Raw genomic sequence first — 19,629 nt, forward strand, 5'->3', positions numbered from 1 at the left:
GTCTCCTAGGTTGTTTATGATTTTACCTCAGTATTCTTCATCATTGAAGACAGGAGCGACTCTACTGTTTTTCTTTTCGATATTACATACATTTCTTACGCCCTGGTTATTCAGTCAGTGTCAGATGTACCAACATAAGAAAATGGTATTTCCTGAGAGATGGAAGAAATACCTTTGGTTAAGTGAATTCTATCGATTGATAAGTAGAGTAGAGCTGGTTTTCGTTCTTTGGGCAGCTCCTCTGTTTCTATGGTTTCTCTATTCCGAGGGTTATAGAGTGACTATGAGCTATTTTAATAGCAGAAATTATGTGTTTTCCCTGTTTATTGTTATCATGCTCATTCTTCTTGAATCACGACCTATTGTCTATTTCTCAGAACGTATTTTCTCAAATATTGCAAAAATAGGTCGACAATCTCCGCGATGTTGGTGGTGGACTCTAATGATAGCCTCACCACTATCTGCAGTGCTTCTCAAGGAAACAGGAGCTATGATTATTGCTGCGACATTGCTTGTTAGGAACTTTTATAAGTTTTCTCCATCTCCACGTTTTGCTTACGCAACAATGGGATTGCTATTTTCTAACATCTCTATGGGAGGATTAACATCAGCCCTATCTTCTAGGGCCCTATTTATTATTCTACCTTCGGTGAAATGGGGGAATAGCTTCATTTTAAAATACTTCTGCTGGAAATCTATAATTGCCATCTTATTGTCGACAACTATCTATTATCTTATTTTCAGAAAGGAATTTAATAATTTCCCTAAAGTAGTGACAAATCCCTCTATGATGAATGAACGAGTCCCAAAATGGATTATTTTTGTTCATATTGTTCTTGTTGGCTCTGTAATCCTAGCCAGATCCGTACCATTATTAATGGCCGCTATCTTGATATTTTATTTAGGATTTCAGAAATTTACAATTTTCTATCAGCACGCAATTAATATTTCTAAGGTGTGCTTTGTAGGACTATTTTATGCAGGTCTTGTGATTTTTGGAGAACTCCAAGAATGGTGGGTTTTGGAGATAATGCATAGGATGTCGGATTTTGGTTATATGATTACTTCATATACTCTATCCATATTTTTAGATAACGCCTTGGTGAACTATCTTGTCCATAACCTTCCTGTAGCTACAGATTGTTTCCTTTATCTTGTTATTGCTGGGTGCATGTCTGCAGGAGGACTTACAATTATTTCTAATATGCCGAACATTGTAGGCTATCTTATCCTTAGACCGTCATTCCCGTCTTCATCATTATCTTTAGGCTGGTTGTTTCTATTTGCTTTAGGACCTTCAATAATATCTTTGATGACTTTCTGGTTCCTCAGAGATATTCCTGAATTCATTTATTGTTTCTTCAGATAGGAAGGCTTTAAAAATCTTTCCCATGAATATATACGGGAATTTCTGATCCTAATTTCTGATTTAAAAATTCCTGACAATACACTTTAAAAGTCGCGTAATCCATATTTTTAGCAGCAGAGATTTTCTCGTTAGGTAGTGAAAATTGTACTGAAGCTTTCTCAAAAGCTAAGGAAAATAGTGCTGATCCCATGGACTCTAAGGAATACGTAGGATCGGTAATATTTTTTATGTAAGCATCTTTTAAGTTGGAAAAATATTGCTCTGACATACCAAATTTCTCTGGGGATGTAGCAACATCTTTGATAAATGTCTTTGTTTTGGCTATGAGCTCTTGAGGTGTATAGGCATTAGAGCGAATATAAAACATCCCTGAAGGGCACAATAAAGGTTCGTGATAACACGCCCCTATGACATAACCCAGCTGCTGTTCCGTACGTAAATGAGAAAAAGCGATGTGATGTAACCATTTAAACATCATTTCTGTGGCAACAATATGCTCTACAGAAGAAGAATGCTTATCTTGAAGAACCAATAACATAGCGTTTCCTGATAGAGGATAGTCTATTTCTATATTTGAGATTTCCTTATCCTGTCTTTGATAATAGAAAGAGTCTGCATTATATGTAGGATAAGCAGCGACAAAGTCTCGAACGATAGTTACCAATTCTTGTTCTTGTTTTTTTGAAGGCGGTCCTAAAACCATGGTTTCAACATGTAATTGTTCAAACATGATTGTTGAGAAGTTTTCTACTTCTTCAAAGTCCATTGTTTTAAGAGTAGAGAGTTTGTCTTGGTAGGAGTATACATCGTGCAATGTATGGGACCAGAGTCTATCCATACCCGCTCGTATAGGACATTCTGAAATCTTTTTCTGATAGGTTTCCATAAGCTGTTGCTTGTGGATGTCAAATCTCTCCTGATTTATGGAGGGTTTTAAAGAAGATAAAATAGATTTTAATAAGATAGGTGCCGTAGCGTTGTATCCAGTAATTTCTAAATTTAATCCATCTCCACGTAAAGAAGTAGAGAAAAAGAGACCCGCTTGAGCTGCTAGATAATATTGTTTAAGAAGATTTTCATTAATTGCTAAGGAACATAGATCTGTAGCTATTAATGAACGGATATCCTTCCTAGAGATATTAGGAGAACGCATGCGCAAATTTATAGCAAGCTTAGGCATAGTATAAAAATGATCTTCACAATAGTAGAAGGTAAGACCAGTATCTTTATATGCTAGTTTAGGTGAGAAAGGGAATTTTTTATTTTCTATTTTGGATATGTCTGAAATTTCAATATTTTTTGGAATGTAAATATTTGGTTGAGGTAAAGCCATAGGCTCTTGTGAGGAGGCTTGTTTGTAGGATTCTAAATCTGGCAGAGATCTTTCATAATAGGTCATGTCGAAAATCGTATCATGATGCTTTATTGCCTCTTGCCAATTTTCAGGATTTTTTGTTGATAACACATAACGCGCTCGATAGGGGTCCGAAAGTATCTCTAAGATGTTTCGTTCTTCTTCAGGAGAGTATTGAGGATAGACAAGTGATTGATATGGATAGGTTGTTAAATCCTCATCAACAAGATCTGAAATTTGCCCTTGAAGAGTTCTAAAGAGATCTGTTTTTGAACTGTAGCAATACTCTAAAGTATTAATAGTAGAGATGTCTTTCAAACAATATCCAGGAATCCCTTGGTTTTGGATTTGATGCAGGTATTCAAAAGTATGAAGTAAAACCTTGGAATATTCTTTCTCACCTTTTTCAGTTAGCTGATAATATATAGTGAAACTCCCTGTATCTTCTGAAGTTTTATAAAATCCAGAATCAAATTCTGTAATCAATTTTTCTTCCTTTAATAAAGAAACAAGACTGTTTGTTGCTTCATGATTTAAAACATACGCAAGTGCTGCATAACAGCCCAGAGGAGCTTTAGATGTGTCATATAGATGCCAGTAGATTTTTATACTTGCTGTGGGTTCTACAGCAGAATTGATATAGAGTTTCCCTAGGGAGAGGTTATCTTCTGAAGAAGAGGGTACTGCAATATTACGATTTTTCTTGGGTGGGATTTGGGAAAATATTTTTGAGAATACTTTCACAGCCTTTTCTATAGGTTCCGTTGTGTGGATAACAGCAATCATATTTTTAGGATGATAATGCCGATTGAACCATTTGTGCATGTCCTGGGATTGTACTTGTGCTAATGTAGAGGAATTTCCACATCCAAATCTTTGGATGGGATGCCCCTTCGGTGCAATAAGTTGTTGAATACGGTGTACACGACGGAGATCCTTATTGGGATGCATGGCAAATTCTTGATGTACAGCATTTTTTTCCCTATCGATGTCTTCTTGATGGAAAAGAGGCTCAATAAATAAATGTACAAATTGATCAATAGCTTCGGAGAATGCTGAGTTCTTTATGGAGAATAGATAGCTTGTCGTATAGGAACTCGTATAGGCATTGTATGTCCCATTGTTACTACTTAGGAAATGAGAAAACCCGTCACTATTTGGATATTTCTCATTTCCTAAGAAGACGCAATGCTCTGTTAAATGTGCTAATCCAGGAAATTCTTGAGGATCTGAGGAATTGCCTGTTTTTACTACTAGAGCGGCTCCTGAAATAGAAATCCCAGGATTAGAAATGATTAACAGTTGTAGTCCATTTGCACAGATGATTTTGGCAGTTTTTTGATCTGCTATGGATGGGGTAAGAACTTTTAGAGGGCACTGGTCAGAGATTGTCTGTGTGTGTTGTTTGCATGATGTTACTAGTAGAGATAGTAGTAAAGTAACAGACAGTGCCTTCCACTTCATTCTTATAATTCCTCATATAGTTGTGTTAAAATGGAAAATGCTTTTTTTGATCTCAATGCTCGTTGGCTATGCTTATCACATTGCGACAATTCTTCTTCAGAGCATAGACGGTCTAATAAAATCTCCTCTCCAAAACTAAAGAAAAGAGGAGCAAAGAAAATCGCTCGATATTCTCCAATAGTATCTTCTACTGTTGGTGGTGGTGGGAGAATATCATAAGTTTTTAATGCGAATGGATAGAAATGCGCAGGTCTTCCTGATGCCTTCGTTAGTAAACGAAACATTTCTATACTTTCTGGTTGAAATTCTGTGGGATAAAGAAGATTTTCGCATGTTTTTCTATCCCTCCCTCCTGCAGGAGCTACATAAATGAATTTACCTCCCTCATTAAGTAGAGTTTTCAACGTTTTCATACTTTTTTGATTGTGATGAAGCTTCTCTTCTTTTTGCTCTGGAGGATTATTAATATGACGTCTTGAATAGATGCATAATAAATCACATCCCATACTGAATGGACGTGCCAAAGGATCAGAAGTTACACGATCTCCTGCTACAAAAATCATGTTTTCTAATAGCTCGGGGTGAGTTTTTCCTAGGGCATAGTACATCAATTGGGGATCACACTCTGTTTGATGATTCGCAAGTAAAATCACGTTGTCTTTGCGATCTATAAATTCTTGAATTTGATCCAATTGATGAAGATTATAAATTTTAGAATTCTCATCATCTACAAGGACTGAAAAAAACTGCTTACCAAAATTAAATAAATCTATCGGGGAGCGGATTTTCTTATGGTATGGGGGAAAGATAAAGGGATCCTTTAAATCTTCAATGACGATTTTCAGCCATTGTGAACATAATTCTTCGGCTTTTTCAAAAGAACATTTTTTCGTGGCAGCATCAAGATAGTTTTGATGGTAAATCTGAAACTTCTGATACAAAGGTTCGGGTAAGGATTGATTGCCAAAGGCCTCTAATAAATAGGTAGAAAAATGCATAACCATGCCTATAACTCAATACTCTCTCCTGTAACTAATGAGAAGAATTGGTAATGATTGAGATGAAGCGAGTCTGAAGTATTAATTTGTAATTTAGCTTTTAAATGTTTAGCTAATCGGATGAGTTCATCATCGTCTTTTTCCTGTTTCATATAACCAGCAATTTCCGGATGAACAACTAAGCATAAATGTGTGTGTTCTTTGTGATTGATCACTTTTTTGAGATCTCTTTCAATTTCGATAACCACACTTTCCGGAGTTTTGATAATTGCGTTTCCACTACAATAAGGACATGTTGTAAATAGAGTCTGCATGAGAGATTCACGGTTTCTCTGACGAGTCATTTCTACAAGACCAAATTCGCTCATACTTAAAATAGTACAACGTGCGGCATCGTATTTCATATGTTCTTTTAAACGTTCTAAAACACGACGCTGGTTTTTACGTGATTTCATATCTATGAAATCAACAATAACTAGGCCTCCAACATTGCGTAGTCGGAGTTGTCTAGCGATTTCTTCAGCAGCTTCTAGGTTGATTTGAACTAGGGTTTCTTCAACACCGCTTTCTAATTGTGTGCTTCTTCCTGAATTTACATCAATTGTATGCATAGCTTCTGTTTTGTCAAAAAATAGGTAACCACCACTTGAAAGCCAGATCTTCCTTTTAGTTGCTTTATCAATTTCCTTTTCGATATTGAAGCGTTCAAACATAGGGATCGAATCGCGATAGTATTCAATCTTTACAGAGGAATCTGGAGAGTATTTTTTGAGCATTCGCTTACATTTTTGATAAGTAGAATAATCATCAATTAATAAGCGTTTATAATTCTTATCTATACAGGTGATCACAGCCTTTTTGAGAATATCAGTCTCCTCATAGAGTAAGCAAGGTTGATCTGTGGAGTGGAATTTCTCTAAAATACTTTTCCAGGTCGCGAGTAAATCATGAGCTTCGTTGATTAAAGCTTCGGTAGAGGCGAGTACGCTAGCTGTTCGACAAATAAGCCCCATATCTTGGGGCATTTCAAAAGAGCGAATCAACTGTTTTAGCTGATCTCTCATATGGGGGTCTTCTATTTTTCTAGATACACCACGGTGAGGGGAATTAGGAAGTAAAACTAAATAACGTCCAGGAATAGAAATATTTGAAGTTAAGCGCGCACCTTTGGTTCCTATGGGTTCTTTAACTACCTGAACTAATACGGGACTGTCTAGCTTTAATAACTCTTCTATTGGGGCCTCAGGTTTCTCATTGTTTTCTTTAGGGAGAACATCAAAATCCATATCGAACATTTGTTCAAATTTCTTAGAATTTTCTAATACATCTGAAATGTGAATGAAGCCATTTTCTCTCTCGTCAATATTGATGAAAGCAGATTGAATGTTTCTTAAGATATTAGTTACGCGACCTCGATAAATGTTGCCTTTGAGTTGGCGAATTTTCTTTCTTTCAATGATGAGATCAAAAAGCTGACCGTTTTTTAAATGAGCGTAGCGAATTTCTTTAGACTCTATATTTAATAAGATGTCGTTTTCCATGGTCTTCCTTGATGCCTAATCCGTGTCTCCTGCTATTGCTTGGATATAATTCGGGAATAGGTTTGTTTGTAGAAGCGTAGTTCTAAACTTCCTAGATATTTGTCTACTGGCTGCGGAAAAAAATTATAAAAAAAATAGGTAAAAAATTCTACAGAAATGGTTTATTGATTCTTTTAAATTAAAAATGATGGTTTTATTTATTCTCTCAATAGATTTAAAGTATGTCTTTGTTTTCTATAATTACCTTGTTTGGTAAACTCTTGTCTTCAAACTCACAGCACCACCAAACTAAGCTTTGAGATTCTTCTTATGGGAAATATTGATGATTTAAAACTATACATTTGCCGACTGAAACTCCCCGGAGAAAAAGAAGTAATAAAATATTCTTTAAATCCAGAGAGTGTTCGTGAGTCTGGTGAGGAAGAGCTTTTCTGCAATCCTATTGAAGTATCTGGAAGTTTAGAGAAAGTAGATAATGAACAGTGGATTTTATCTCTAAACGTATCTACAAAATTAGGATTACGATGTTGTGTTTGTGATAAAAGTTTTTTATATTCTGTGGGTTCAATAGAAATCTCACATCTAATTTGTCACGAAGATGCCAGGTCAGGTGTGTTTGATTGTAAAGATTTAATTAGACAAGAACTCCTCTTGGAGAGCGATCATTTTCAAGAATGTAATAAAGAAGGCTGTCCTGAAAGAGGAAATATCGTACAATTTTTAGAAGATAGAAAAAGAATCAAGAGGGAAACTCCTTTTGATAATTTATAAAAGGTGAGAGATATGGCAGTACCACGCAATCGACATAGCAATGCGCGAAAAAATATCCGAAGAAGTCATCATGCAAAAAAACCACAGCATGCGGCTGTCTGCAACAACTGTAAACAAGCTTTTATTCCTCATACGGTCTGTACTTCTTGTGGTTTTTATAACGGGAAAGCCGTTATGACTGTAGAAAAGAAATAAGAATATATTTGTGTTATGAACGTACAAATTGGCATAGATCTGATGGGAGGAGACCATTCACCTCTCATTATTTGGGAAGTGCTAATCGATGTACTCAATTCTAGAGCTTCGAACTCGCACATTTCTTTTACTGCTTTTGCCTCTAATGAGGTGAAGGAGCAGATACTCAATAGTTGTACATATAAGGAACGTCCAGAAATAATTGCTGCAGAAAGTTTTATCACTATGGACGATTCCCCCTTATCTGCTATTCGTAAAAAGTCTTCATCCATGGCTCTGGGTTTAGATTATCTTAAAGAAGATAAGATTGACGCGTTTATTTCCACAGGAAATACCGCAGCATTAATTACCTTATCTCGAGCTAAAATTCCTGTATTTCCTACTGTTCGTCGTCCAGCTTTGCTTGTTCGAGTTCCTACTATGCGGGGTTGTGCGGTTATATTAGATGTTGGTGCTAATGTTTCTGTGAATCCTGAAGAGATGTTGGGTTTTGCCCGTATGGGTTTAGCTTATAGGCAATGTCTTGGGAAAACAGACCATCCTACTATAGGTTTATTAAATATTGGTTCTGAGGAACGCAAGGGGACTGAAGCGCATAGACAAACATTTCGTATTCTTAAAGAAACATTTCAGGATGCTTTTCTTGGGAATATTGAAAGTGGAGATGTCTTTAGCGGCAATGTGGATGTCGTTGTTGCCGATGGTTTTACAGGAAATATCTTTCTAAAGACAGCAGAGGGTGTATTTGATTTTCTGCGTCATATTCTAGGGGATAAATTAGAGTCTGATGTCAAACGTCAGTTAGATTATACGATTTATCCCGGTTCCATGGTGTGTGGGCTATCTAAACTTGTGATAAAGTGTCATGGAAAAGCTTGTGGTAGATCTTTATTTAATGGAATTTCCGGATCTATAGATTTAGCCCGAGCGCGTGTTTGTGAGCAGATTTTATTCAGTCTATCCTAGTCTTTAAGTTTATCTATTTACTATCTTTTCTTTATTGACGGGATCGTGTTGATAGTGATAAACCTTTTGAAAACGAATACTGAAATATCTCTGAATTAGGTTTACGATGGTCGCAAAAAAGGTATCAAGATTTCCCAAATCTACATTTTCCCATTCCGTAGTTTTAGCAATACTAGTTTCCACTGGGATGATTGCTAATAATCACCGATTATATGGTTATGAACCAGTTTCAGAGGTACTTCTCAATAATCCTTCTTCGAAGACACAATTAGAAACAGCCTCTGCAGGTATCTTTAGAAAAGAAAAATCTACAGATACGCAAGAGCCTAAGAAAGAAAGTAAAGAAACAGAAACACATGTAGACACTTCAATTATAGATGGTGCTTCTTCATGTGTTATTAAGATTTTAGACGCGGAAGGGACTCAAAGACAGCATGTAGTCGATAGGAGTACTTTGTTTGAGACGTCAGGATCTTTGTCATGGAAGAACATAAATACCGAGTTATCTATCAGCTCCGAGGGTATTTCTGTTTCTGAAGGATCTGAAATAGATCAAAAATATACTATAGATAATCCTAAGCAAGGACTAGCCTTTTGTTATAGAAACTCATCAGATTATCCTGTGGACGAAACTACGCCCGGATTTTTAGGTATTGCTCTTGTGGGAACAGGACCTAAATCAGGACTATCTTTTTCTAATATCAGATCCATGGCTGCGGGAGCTGCAGTATATTCTGATGAAGATGTTGTTTTTGAACATCTTAAAGAAAGACTCCTTTTTGATGATTGTGCATCTCAAGTAGGTGGTGGCGCTGTTTCAGGGCGTAGTATTGCCGTGAATGGTTGTCATGACGTTACTTTAGTTAGCTGTACGACGGGTCTGGATCTTATACATTCTGGAGAAATCACAGATTTTTCCAAAGGTGGGGGAGCTTTTAACGCTCACAAAGTACATGGTGAATCTCATAAATCTAGATTTCCTAGTGGAGAAGTTATCTTCTTAGATAATTCTGGAAGTATTTTGATAGATGGCAATCATGCAGATAAGGCCAACGGTGGAGCTGTGGCTTGTGGAAAATTTGTTTGTTCTGCAAATCGTGGAGATGTGCACTATGTAGGCAACCATGCTCTATCCGGAGGAGCAGTGTCTTCTTCAAAATCTATTGATTTTATTGGGAATGTGGGTTCTATAGAATTCCTAGATAATCAGGCTTCAGTTTCTTCTCAAGACTCTACGTTTTTGGGTGGAGGAGCTTTAGCTTCTGGAGAAAGAATTAATTTCTTGAACAATGGGGGAATTCATTGTTTTAAAAATATCTCTAAATCCTCTGGCGGCGCTCTTTTATCCAGAGATATAAGAATAGTAGAGAATGTTGGAAATTCCTGGTTTAAAGAAAACTCTGCTGAAGCTGCGGGTGGAGCAATTAGTTCTCAAAATCAGGTGGAAATAGGTCAGAATTTTGGAAATATTACTTTTGAAGGAAATATTTCTAAGTTGGGTGGTGGTGCTATCCATTGTTTGCTTCCTGAGCAACCTTATACAAACCCTGAAGAACCCTTATACGGATCAGGGGACATTAAGATTATTGATAATTCAGGAGCTATAAACTTTGAATCTAATGAGAATTTGTTAGAGTCTACAGAGACATATAGCCATCTTGGTGGTGGAGCCCTCTATGGATCGAATATTTTTGTCTCGGGTAATATTGGAGATATTACTTTCTCTAAGAATACTGCTGGTCAATGTGAATCCAACAGCACATGCATTGGTGGTGGCGCTATTTTTGCTAATGAGACTGTTAAAATTACAGATAATTCGGGAGCGATTACTTTCTCTTACAATAAAGGAAAAATCCTTCCCTCTCCTGTAGTCCCTATAACTTCTGAAGAAGAAAGTACTTCAACTACTCCTACAGAATCTTTGCCCACAGATTTGGGAATTCGTGGTGGTGGTGCTATTTTTGCTAAGCACATAGAGATTGAGGATAACTCTGCAGCGCTATCTTTCTCAGACAATTTTATGGAAATTAGAGACAATAAAGCACAGAAAGAAAATCCTTTAGGTGGTGGAGCTCTATTTGGAACAGACGAAGTTGGTTTGAGAAATAACATAGAGCTTGCGTTCTCTAATAATCATGTCTCTGGTGAGAACAGTAGTGGTGGTGCTATTTTATCTAAAGTAGTAACTATTTCTGATAATGGAAAAGTTCAATTTATCCGTAACTATTCAAAGTTCCTTGGTGGTGCCGTTTGTGCTCTAGGAAATACTCTAAGCATTAACAATAACGAATCTTCAATATCTTTTATTGGTAATAGAACTGTGTCTGCTGGTGGAGCACTCGCTAGTGTTGGAGGTGATGTTTCTATTTCTAGAAATCTTGGGAAGGTAGAATTTAAGGATAACTTAGTTTTCGGAGATCCCTATGTAGATAATCTTGAAGAAGGACAGGCTAATACTGCAGGACATCATAGTGGTGGTGGTGCTGTTTTTGCTAAGACTTCCGTAATAATTCGTGAGAATGAAAGTAAGGTACTTTTCTCTGGGAATTCCTCGGGGTGTTTTGGTGGTGCAATTTTAACAGGCTCTTTAACTCCTGAAAATCAAGAGCGTTTTGCTTCTAAAGTGGTGAGTGACAATACTAAAGTCGTCATTACAGAGAATATTGGAGATGTGATCTTTTCAGGGAACAGTACTACAGCTTCAAAGCATCCTGAGCATAATTTATTTGGTGGTGGTGCTATCTATACTCAAGATTTGACCATTAATAAAAACATGGGTTCTGTAGCTTTTTATAATAACTATGCCCCCACAGGTGGTGCTGTACGTATTAGTGAAAAAGGAACAGTGATTTTAGAAGCTTTAGGGGGAGATATTGTTTTCCAAGGAAATAGAAATTCTGAAGATATCTCTAGCGGACTATATTTTGCAGGGAAAGAATCAAAATTAGTCGAGGTATCTGCTACCGGGGAAAATACTGTTAATTTCTCAGATGCTATTGTCTTTGAAGATTTAACATTGAGAAAAGGTTCGGCTTATCATGAGGATATTTTAAATGATCCTACGTTGATATTTAACTCTAAAGCGAAAGATGATGCTGGAATTTCTCATTCTGGAAATATCCGCTTTGCCTATGCGACATCTAAGATTCCTCAGGTGGCTTTATTAGAATCAGGAACTCTTATTTTATCTGATAAGGCCCAGCTATGGTTATGTGGTTTGAAACAAGAAAAAGGTAGTGAGATCTTACTTTCAGCAGGAACTGTATTACGTATTTTCGACCCTAATGTCAAGTCTACAGAAGGTCCTGAAAGTCCTTCTGCAAGATCTTACTATAGTGCTTATGATTCTGGTAGAAATTCTGATGAAAAGACTTTGGCAGATATTAGTGTTATTGGTGTGGATCTAGCTTCTTTTGTTGCTGGTGACGATGAAATAACTCCACAGCCTCCGCAAATCATTGTTCCTAAAGGCACAACAATTGGTTCAGGATCTTTAGATTTGAATCTTGTAGATTCTGCAGGCATTGGCTATGAAAACCATGCTCTATTAAATAAAGAGGCGGATATCACTTTACTTTCGTTTAGAAGTGCGTCTGCAATCTCAGATATTCCTGATTTAGACCATTCTTTGGAAGAGTTGCGTGTTAAAGTTTCTGTGCCGACAATTACTGAAGAGACTTATGGACATATGGGAAGATGGTCAGATCCTCAGGTTGTCAATGGTAAGTTAATGATCAATTGGAAGCCTACTAGCTATAAGTTAAATCCTGAAAAAGATGGATCTATTGTATTGAACACTTTATGGGGACAATACGGAGATTTGCGATCTTTGAAGCAACAACAATTGGCTCATAATATTACTGCACAAAGAATGGAATTAGATTTCTCAACGAACATTTGGGGATCTGGAATGGGAACATTCTCCAATTGTGCAACGATTGCTAGAGTGGATGGCTTTACTCACCGTGCAGGCGGCTATGCTTTAGGTTTGGATACACAATTGATAGAAGATTTCTTGATAGGAGGAAGCTTCGCACAGTTCTTTGGTTATACAGATAGTCAGTCATATTCATCACGTAGTGATCAAAGTGGTTATTTAGGATCTGGATATGTGGGTATCTTTGCGGGTTCTTGGTTATTCAAAGGGGTATTTATCTACAGTGATATTCATAACGATTTGAATACAACGTATCCTACACCAAATATAGGTAAGTCTAAAGGATCTTGGAATAGCCAAGGAATCTTAGCAGATGCTCACGTAGACTATCGTCATATTGTGAATTCACGCAGATTTATCTCATCGATTGTTTCCGCAGTTGTACCTTTCGTAGAGGTTGAATATGTCTACATCGACCTTCCTAAATTCACAGAGTTGGGTAATGAAGCAAGAACATTTGCCGAAGGGCATCTACAAAATGTGGCGATTCCTTTTGGTATCACTTTGGAGCATAGTTATTCTCGGGGGCAACGTTCTGAAGTGAATAGCTTAAGTTTTTCTTATGCTCTAGATGTCTATCGTCAAGCTCCTAAGGTTCTTATCAATCTTCCTGCGGCTTCTTATTCCTGGGAGGGGATTGGTTCTGATCTTTCTAAAAAGTCTATGAAAGCCCAATTTAGTAATGATACAGAGTGGAATTCCTATTTCTCTACGTTCTTAGGATTTACCTATGAGTGGAGAGAACATACAATATCTTATGATTTGAATGGTGGTATGCGTTTGATTTTCTAAGAAGCATTACACGGATTTGGAGATTAGAAAGGCGTTGTGTGTCTTACACAACGCTTTTTTTTTAAGATTTCGAAAACTTCTAGGTATTTTTAGGAACTATGATCTCCATAATGTAGAGTAGGTAAATGATCCCTTCTCGTTTGAGTTCATAGTTGTCGTTATAGAAGGCATCTACCACTAGATCGATATGTGCTCCTGTTTCAGGGAGATTGATAATGTTAGCGACTTCTTCAAGTAGGAAATTATGAATCTGTGCTTGTATTTCAGCTTTTGATTTTAGGAACGCGTCATAGACATATTGTATCAGTTCAGAGCATGAGTCTCTATAGGCTATCTGGAAACTATTCTTGAGTTCTGTATATATTAATGTATTCTCGGGAAGCGTTGAAGTTTGACGTAGGGTCAGGTTAGAAAGATTTTCATGCAAATGGTCTGTTATTAATCCGAGATCTTCTCCATATATACGTTTTAATCCGTTAATTTGGTGCCATTCTTCTTGATGATCAACGAGTTGCTGTTGAACAAGTAAATTTTCTTTAAACATCTGCACCCACAGTAGTATCTGATCTCTTCCGGAATCTCGTGTGCTATAAAGATTGTTAACAGCTCTGAAAATAGCTTCTCCCCAAGTAGGTCTACACATTTCTGCATAGGAAGAAATCTCTTTAAGAGTGGCACGTTTCTTTTCTCTAGGAATATCAGGATCTTCTAGAGCCAGGGTTAGATGGTATACCATGATAGAGAAAGTCTGTACATCGGGATGTGGATGTGGATCTAATAATTCAGTAGTAAGATAATTTATGATAATTCCCCAACCTTTATCCCAACAATTCAGATTATCAATTAGATTCGGAAGCTTTTTGTAGATATGAGAACTCTTTGAATAAGATGTTGTTGCTAAGGAATTTAAAAATAGTGAGGGTGGTGGAGCTAAACGCAAGATCTCCGCTAACATATTAGTTTTAAATTCATCGGCTACTTTCTTAAGGATTTCTGTTTGTATTCCTATAACAAATTCTGACTGTATTTCTGTTAATGGTTTGAAGACTTTTGAAGCTTCAGCGGGAGGAGAGATTTCCTCAGTTTTCCTGCAACAGGGGCATGTAATTGCTAGGATGAATAACTTTGCTGGAATGAGAAGAAAATAGAGCACGAAAGAAATAAGGGCAGATACCAGGCATGCTAAAGCAAACCATATATAATCTAAGCGAGAACGTGGACTTTCTAGATTAAAAGTAGAGCCTATTTCTCGGAAAACTTTTGAGAATAAGACGCAGAGGGTAGCCTGTTGTATGAAAGTAGCTATATGTTTATAACGTGTAGGATGTGGAGATGTCGGTGTGAGTAACTGAGAATTATTTGGATTAGGGAATACTCTCATTGGTTTAAGTTCACTAAGGGTTAAAATGATTAATTATTTTAACATTATATCAGTTTAATTCTAATTCAAGAATTACTTTTATAAGTTATTGTAATATAGTTTCTTTAATTTTAATTCTAACTATAAAGTACAAATAGAAGATATAAGGTCGTTCTAAATAAGAGAAGAAAGAATCTATGATTCAGTCAAAGGAATGAAACCTAGCGTATATTGTAGCTTTTAATTGTATGCAAAAAATGTAATTGATGATCATAACAAGATCATATTTTTCCGAAACATCTAATGAATACATTTTTTACATTAGATGAAAGACTAAGGCGATATACCTGAGGGGTATATCGCCTTAGCATCGATAGAGAGATAAACGTAAGTGATTAAAGATTTATTGTTTGAAAATAGCAATAACTCCTACTCTTAGTAATAGGTAGCAAATTGCTTCTCGAGATGGTTGATAGTCGTTATCTTCAGGGAAGAAGATCTCCATAATATCTGAGTGGTACCTCTCAGGGATATTGTGGGTTGTTAAGTCAGCGAGGATACTATCTCTTATAGCCGTAATTTGATCTTGGGATCCCGTAAGAGCTTGATTTAGAATAGAATCGACCATGTCTTCACCACAGGTTTCATAAGCCTCTAGGAATTTTTTTAAATGGTTCATATGTATAGTTCTCATAGCCCAAATTGATAAAGCCCTTGTATATTGATCATCGACAATGCCTCCATTATCCAATCCTAATTCATCACCATGATGATTCTTGAATGCCGTCATTAGGTGCCATTCACTTTCGTTTTGGAATACATATGCAAGGAGTTGTTCCTTAAACATTTGTAACCAAGCAAATACAATGTTTGTTGAAGTATCAGTAGAGTTGAAAATACTTTGTAACTCCTGACCCGAAGCCCGTATCCAAGTAGGAACACATCTACCACTATAGAAAGCTATGTTAGAGAGAATTGATATTTTTTTCTCGTTTGATAAATCTGACTTGTTTAATGCTCGGAGCAATTGACGCATGGTAGCTCGAGCAAGAGCTTGACCATCCTCTGACTCGAGAGCGCGTCTTCTTGTACTTGATAAAATATTTAACATCCAATCCCATGTATCACATAGATTTCTATCGGATGTAAGTCTGCGGATACGATTCATCAATGGTTGTTGGATCGTGTCCCAGTTTCTAGGAATATCTTTGCTTAATGCCTCTAGATATGCATTTTTAGTTGGAGCAAGATGGACATTGTCTAAACTTGTGACTATAGAATGCGATAGATTTTCTTTCAGTAGTTGTGCATAACCTTCTACTTCTTTTTGATTTTCTTCGGGATCTTGCTTTTCTTGAGGATTAAAGGGAGGAAAAATCTTGGCGATCGTCAAAAAGCAAGGAAGTGGTGTATCAGAAGGGAACATACTCGGATCCATTTCCCTTTGTAGTGTTAATTCCTGTTGCATAGCATCTAACCATACAAGAGGAGAGCGCTCTTGATAAGAGGCTATATATTTTAAAATATCTAGTTTCCTATCAATAGAGACTTCGGGATGTTTTAGTAGAGAGTTGATTTTGAATAGACAAGCACGAGCAAGATCATGTGTTTCTTTTGCTGCAAGATCTTCGTGACTTTGGTTAAATAGTACGTCTAACATTTGAGACCACTCTTGAAATAGGTCAGAGCTTGAGGTTACTCTGGAAATGTTAAGTCTTAGTCTGCCAAGGAAATTCCAGTGTTTTGGTGCATTCGCTATTAAATATTGAACAAAAGCGCTCTGCTTTTCTGCATATTCAGTAGGGGAGAGCTCTTTGAATCTTTCTTGGGCTTGTTCTATAGAAACAGGTTCGTAGTCGAGTGGACCGGATTTAGGAGGAGATTCTTGAGTGAATGTGCTCAGAGGTAGTTGTAGAAGATCGAATTGCTCAGGTTCTACACCTGCTAACGAAGCAAGTAAATTGATATGTCTAGTGTAATCTTGCGGTTGTATTTCTGGGAAGTGATTCTGTAGGAAGACATATCTAGGATTATCTGGAGAGAGTGGTTCTTCTGCAGTAGAAGGAGGAGCGGGAGGAAGTGCGGATTCTGGTTGGATAGAAAGTGATCTTGGATCACTAGGGAGATCCAGAGATGAGGGTCGTACAGGTGATCCAGAAGTTAGATTGGGGAAAGCAATGGATGCAGGGAGGCTGAGGACGTCATCATCGCTAGCTCCTACAGTAATGTTTTGGAGTTCTGCATTCAGTCGAGCATTTCGAATAAATATGGTGTGATCCCTGTTTGGATAAACACTATTTAAGAACTCTCGGACAGTGAAGTGTTGATGAGTTTCTGTCTCTACAGGGGCAACAGCTATAGATGTATCAACAATAAGAGGTTCTGGCTGACTAGATGTACTTTGATCTTGGGGTACTGTTTGGTGAGTTGGGGCGATCATTGATGCCGGTTGCGGTTCAATGGCCTGAGGTTGAGAACTAGTTGAGGCCGTAGCCCCCACATCACCTTGTTGATTTGTGGGATCAAGTCGTTGAATGAGATCAAGAGTTCCTTCGGGGAACATAGATACAGGGAGATTCAATAGAGTAGTCCCAGGAGGAAGGTCGTCTTCTTGTATGAAAATAATTCCTAGATTTTCAATGGTAATAATACTTTGATCTAGTTGAGGATGGTTTGCTTGAAGATATTCTCTTAGGGTAATTTCTTGGAGACTTGCTTCTGCTGGAGGAATAGATAAATGACCAGGTATGCTTGCCGGATCTAGAGAGGAGCGACGTGTTGGGGGTTCTGGATGAATAGGAACAAAGGAACTAGGGGAAAATCTAGTTGGATCTAATCCCGCAGGCACATCAGAAACAGAACTTCTTCTACTTGATGGAGGTGTTTGGGACGTAACATGAATTGCTTCACCTCTTACTACGGGTCTAGAGACGCAAGGGCAGCAGCTTAGTCCCAGTAGGATGAGTTTTATTGGAAGAAGTAGAATACAGAGAAGGATAGTAATAATAGCAGACATAACAAAGGTAAACGTCCAACCTGCTCCACGACGAAGTTCCGGATTCAAGCAAAGATACGATCCGAGCTTACGACATAACGTATCGTATATAGATTTAAAAGAGAGTTTTTGATTTGCAATATTAATTGAAGAAATTCCATGTAATGCGGAAACGGGTGGTTGAGATGCAGAATTAGCGCGGAAATTATTGTATTCCAGTGACATAAAGGTTTACCTGAATAAAAAATGTGCCAAAATATCCCTCTTTTATAGAGGTTATTTTTACGACTTTTAGAAAAAGCTAAAAAAGTTTAAATAAACTTAGAATTATTTACAACCTCTTTATTTCTATATAGTTGGTGTTCACGAGAGTTTAATTTATATTATAAAGATTTTTTTATAATTTATGAGAATTAGAAGATCGTAGAAAGCTTCCTTGTTATTTTCTCACTAGTTGTTTGCGGTTCAACAGTCAGGATGCCCTGTGTGAGTAGAATGAAGGCAACTCCTGTGGTATTCAATTCGAATTGTTCATCGTAAAATATGGAGGAGAGGACAGTGGACATCTCGTCTTCCGGAATTTGTAATGTTCTCATTATTTCACATAGATATGATGATAGGAAATTTTTTAATTCCTGCTGAGATTCAGAAATTTGATAACGAGTATATTCAATGAGATTTCTCACGGAGGCTTTGTAGTTAGAGAGGAATTTTTTGTAGACATAGGTATAGAGAGATTGTTTTCTCAAGATGAGATGGCTAGTAAATTGAATGCGTGCTAAAGCATCCATATTCAATCCTAGGGATTGTCCATAGTAATGTTTGAAACTTGCTATATGGTGCCATTCGTCTGAAGAACGATTTGCAATAGATTGTAGAAGGTTTTCTTTAAACATCTGTACACAAAATAGGACGTAATTGATGCTCGAATTTCGTTTATTATAGATATCAACCAATTCTCTAAATATGACCTCAATCCATGTAGGGGAGCATGCATGAGCATAAGACCCGACATACTCTAGTAGTTGTCGTTTTCTCTCTTCGGAGATAGTTGGATCTTTCAGTGTCATAGTGAGTTTCTGCATGACAGAATAATATAGAGATCCGTCATGAGATTCTTCATGCAGATGGGGGATCTCTGAGTCTCTAAAAAATTTAGATTTCACATAGGAAAGTATCTTAAACCATGATGTAGGGATAGCGGGATATAGCTTGAGTATCTCTTCTTCTAGATTATGAAATCTCCAAGTATTCGCTTCTGGAATTAAGAATGTTTTTAGGAAGAGAGAAGATTCTGGAATTATATGGAGATTGCCGGGATTGATATAAAGAGGCTGGTTACACACGTCATGTAATTTCTGTATGAAGGTGTTTATAGGAGATGCTGTAGGTATTTTTGGATCTTTTAAGCATAAGCTGACTGCTATGATTGCAAGTTTTATAGGATAGAGAAGTAAAATAAGAATCGTACTAACAATTACTGCAAAGATAGAAATAAGAGTCGTCTGACAATGACCGGAACTTCTAGTATTGTTTAACTGTTTTAGTAGTCCAGTTTTTATAAAAGTGTAGAGAACGTGATAATGGATAGTTCCCGCACATACCTGTAGATTTTGTTTTAAAGATTTTTGAGGAACGATGTTTTCAGAATAGATAGGAAAACAATGGGAGACGATATTTGCCATGGAAAACGACTCAATTTGTAAAATTAATCGATTCATCATCCAATGCTTCGTAGCATATGTATGATTAGCTTAGATTTGTTCCATACAAATCTATGCAGCGCAGTTAATTGGTATAAATAAAATTTCTAGGATGTCGTATCTAAATTATACTTGCTCTAAGACTAGGAGTATTTAAATAGTAGGTGATATGGGTAGCGAAGCT

11 protein-coding genes are annotated in these 19,629 nt (G+C 37.0%); 5 read left to right on the plus strand and 6 right to left on the minus strand.

Annotated features, from left to right (window positions below; all coding sequences use genetic code 11):
- Window positions 1–16 precede the first annotated feature (16 nt).
- A complete protein-coding gene (locus O1W69_RS02565) occupies window positions 17–1,369 on the plus strand; it encodes a putative Na+/H+ antiporter (RefSeq protein ID WP_375793950.1) in 1,353 nt (450 codons plus the stop codon).
- A 7-nt stretch (window positions 1,370–1,376) separates the two neighbouring features.
- Here O1W69_RS02565 and O1W69_RS02570 read toward each other — a convergent pair whose 3' ends face one another.
- From O1W69_RS02570 to O1W69_RS02580, 3 genes are read right to left on the minus strand one after another with little or no spacing between them, the layout of a single operon-like run.
- Complete coding sequence (locus O1W69_RS02570; RefSeq protein ID WP_375793951.1) at window positions 1,377–4,187, minus strand: insulinase family protein; 2,811 nt, start codon at window positions 4,185–4,187, stop codon at window positions 1,377–1,379.
- Window positions 4,188–4,189: 2 nt separating this feature from the next.
- Window positions 4,190–5,185: a 1-acyl-sn-glycerol-3-phosphate acyltransferase gene (locus O1W69_RS02575; protein ID WP_375793952.1), complete on the minus strand. Its 996-nt coding sequence runs from the start codon at window positions 5,183–5,185 to the stop codon at window positions 4,190–4,192.
- A gap of 8 nt (window positions 5,186–5,193) precedes the next feature.
- Window positions 5,194–6,726, minus strand: a complete 1,533-nt coding sequence (locus O1W69_RS02580) for an Rne/Rng family ribonuclease (protein ID WP_375793953.1) — start codon at window positions 6,724–6,726, stop codon at window positions 5,194–5,196.
- A 309-nt stretch (window positions 6,727–7,035) separates the two neighbouring features.
- On the opposite strand from O1W69_RS02580, the gene O1W69_RS02585 reads away from it, so the two are divergent.
- From O1W69_RS02585 to O1W69_RS02600, 4 genes are all read left to right on the plus strand, one after another.
- The gene (locus O1W69_RS02585; protein ID WP_375793954.1) at window positions 7,036–7,497 is read left to right on the plus strand and encodes a hypothetical protein; all 462 of its coding nucleotides are present in this window, start codon (window positions 7,036–7,038) and stop codon (window positions 7,495–7,497) included.
- Window positions 7,498–7,509: 12 nt separating this feature from the next.
- Window positions 7,510–7,692 (plus strand): 50S ribosomal protein L32, encoded by a 183-nt coding sequence (gene rpmF / locus O1W69_RS02590; RefSeq protein WP_375793955.1) that lies wholly within the window; start codon window positions 7,510–7,512, stop codon window positions 7,690–7,692.
- A gap of 15 nt (window positions 7,693–7,707) precedes the next feature.
- Window positions 7,708–8,658: a phosphate acyltransferase PlsX gene (gene plsX, locus O1W69_RS02595; protein WP_375793956.1), complete on the plus strand. Its 951-nt coding sequence runs from the start codon at window positions 7,708–7,710 to the stop codon at window positions 8,656–8,658.
- A 106-nt stretch (window positions 8,659–8,764) separates the two neighbouring features.
- Complete coding sequence (locus tag O1W69_RS02600; RefSeq protein WP_375793957.1) at window positions 8,765–13,387, plus strand: autotransporter domain-containing protein; 4,623 nt, start codon at window positions 8,765–8,767, stop codon at window positions 13,385–13,387.
- A gap of 79 nt (window positions 13,388–13,466) precedes the next feature.
- Here O1W69_RS02600 and O1W69_RS02605 read toward each other — a convergent pair whose 3' ends face one another.
- The 3 genes from O1W69_RS02605 to O1W69_RS02615 all read right to left on the minus strand — a co-directional run bounded on the left by O1W69_RS02605 (window position 13,467) and on the right by O1W69_RS02615 (window position 19,427).
- The gene (locus O1W69_RS02605) at window positions 13,467–14,768 is read right to left on the minus strand and encodes a DUF1548 domain-containing protein (RefSeq protein WP_375793958.1); all 1,302 of its coding nucleotides are present in this window, start codon (window positions 14,766–14,768) and stop codon (window positions 13,467–13,469) included.
- Between the two features lie 382 nt (window positions 14,769–15,150).
- Window positions 15,151–17,967, minus strand: a complete 2,817-nt coding sequence (locus O1W69_RS02610) for a DUF1539 domain-containing protein (protein ID WP_375793959.1) — start codon at window positions 17,965–17,967, stop codon at window positions 15,151–15,153.
- Window positions 17,968–18,155: 188 nt separating this feature from the next.
- Entirely contained in the window at window positions 18,156–19,427 is a 1,272-nt protein-coding gene (locus tag O1W69_RS02615; RefSeq protein ID WP_375793991.1) for a DUF1548 domain-containing protein, read from the minus strand.
- Window positions 19,428–19,629 lie beyond the last annotated feature (202 nt).

Origin of the sequence: Chlamydia sp. 12-01, assembly GCF_042234205.1 — a bacterium.
In the GTDB taxonomy this organism is placed as follows: domain Bacteria; phylum Chlamydiota; class Chlamydiia; order Chlamydiales; family Chlamydiaceae; genus Chlamydia.

Coding starts and splice junctions, on each gene's coding strand:
- O1W69_RS02565 (WP_375793950.1), top strand. CDS start 17: ATGATTTTACCTCAGTATTCTTCATCATTGAAGACAGGAGCGACTCTA.
- O1W69_RS02570 (WP_375793951.1), bottom strand. CDS start 4,187: ATGAAGTGGAAGGCACTGTCTGTTACTTTACTACTATCTCTACTAGTA.
- O1W69_RS02575 (WP_375793952.1), bottom strand. CDS start 5,185: ATGCATTTTTCTACCTATTTATTAGAGGCCTTTGGCAATCAATCCTTA.
- O1W69_RS02580 (WP_375793953.1), bottom strand. CDS start 6,726: ATGGAAAACGACATCTTATTAAATATAGAGTCTAAAGAAATTCGCTAC.
- O1W69_RS02585 (WP_375793954.1), top strand. CDS start 7,036: ATGGGAAATATTGATGATTTAAAACTATACATTTGCCGACTGAAACTC.
- rpmF (WP_375793955.1), top strand. CDS start 7,510: ATGGCAGTACCACGCAATCGACATAGCAATGCGCGAAAAAATATCCGA.
- plsX (WP_375793956.1), top strand. CDS start 7,708: ATGAACGTACAAATTGGCATAGATCTGATGGGAGGAGACCATTCACCT.
- O1W69_RS02600 (WP_375793957.1), top strand. CDS start 8,765: ATGGTCGCAAAAAAGGTATCAAGATTTCCCAAATCTACATTTTCCCAT.
- O1W69_RS02605 (WP_375793958.1), bottom strand. CDS start 14,768: ATGAGAGTATTCCCTAATCCAAATAATTCTCAGTTACTCACACCGACA.
- O1W69_RS02610 (WP_375793959.1), bottom strand. CDS start 17,967: ATGTCACTGGAATACAATAATTTCCGCGCTAATTCTGCATCTCAACCA.
- O1W69_RS02615 (WP_375793991.1), bottom strand. CDS start 19,427: ATGGCAAATATCGTCTCCCATTGTTTTCCTATCTATTCTGAAAACATC.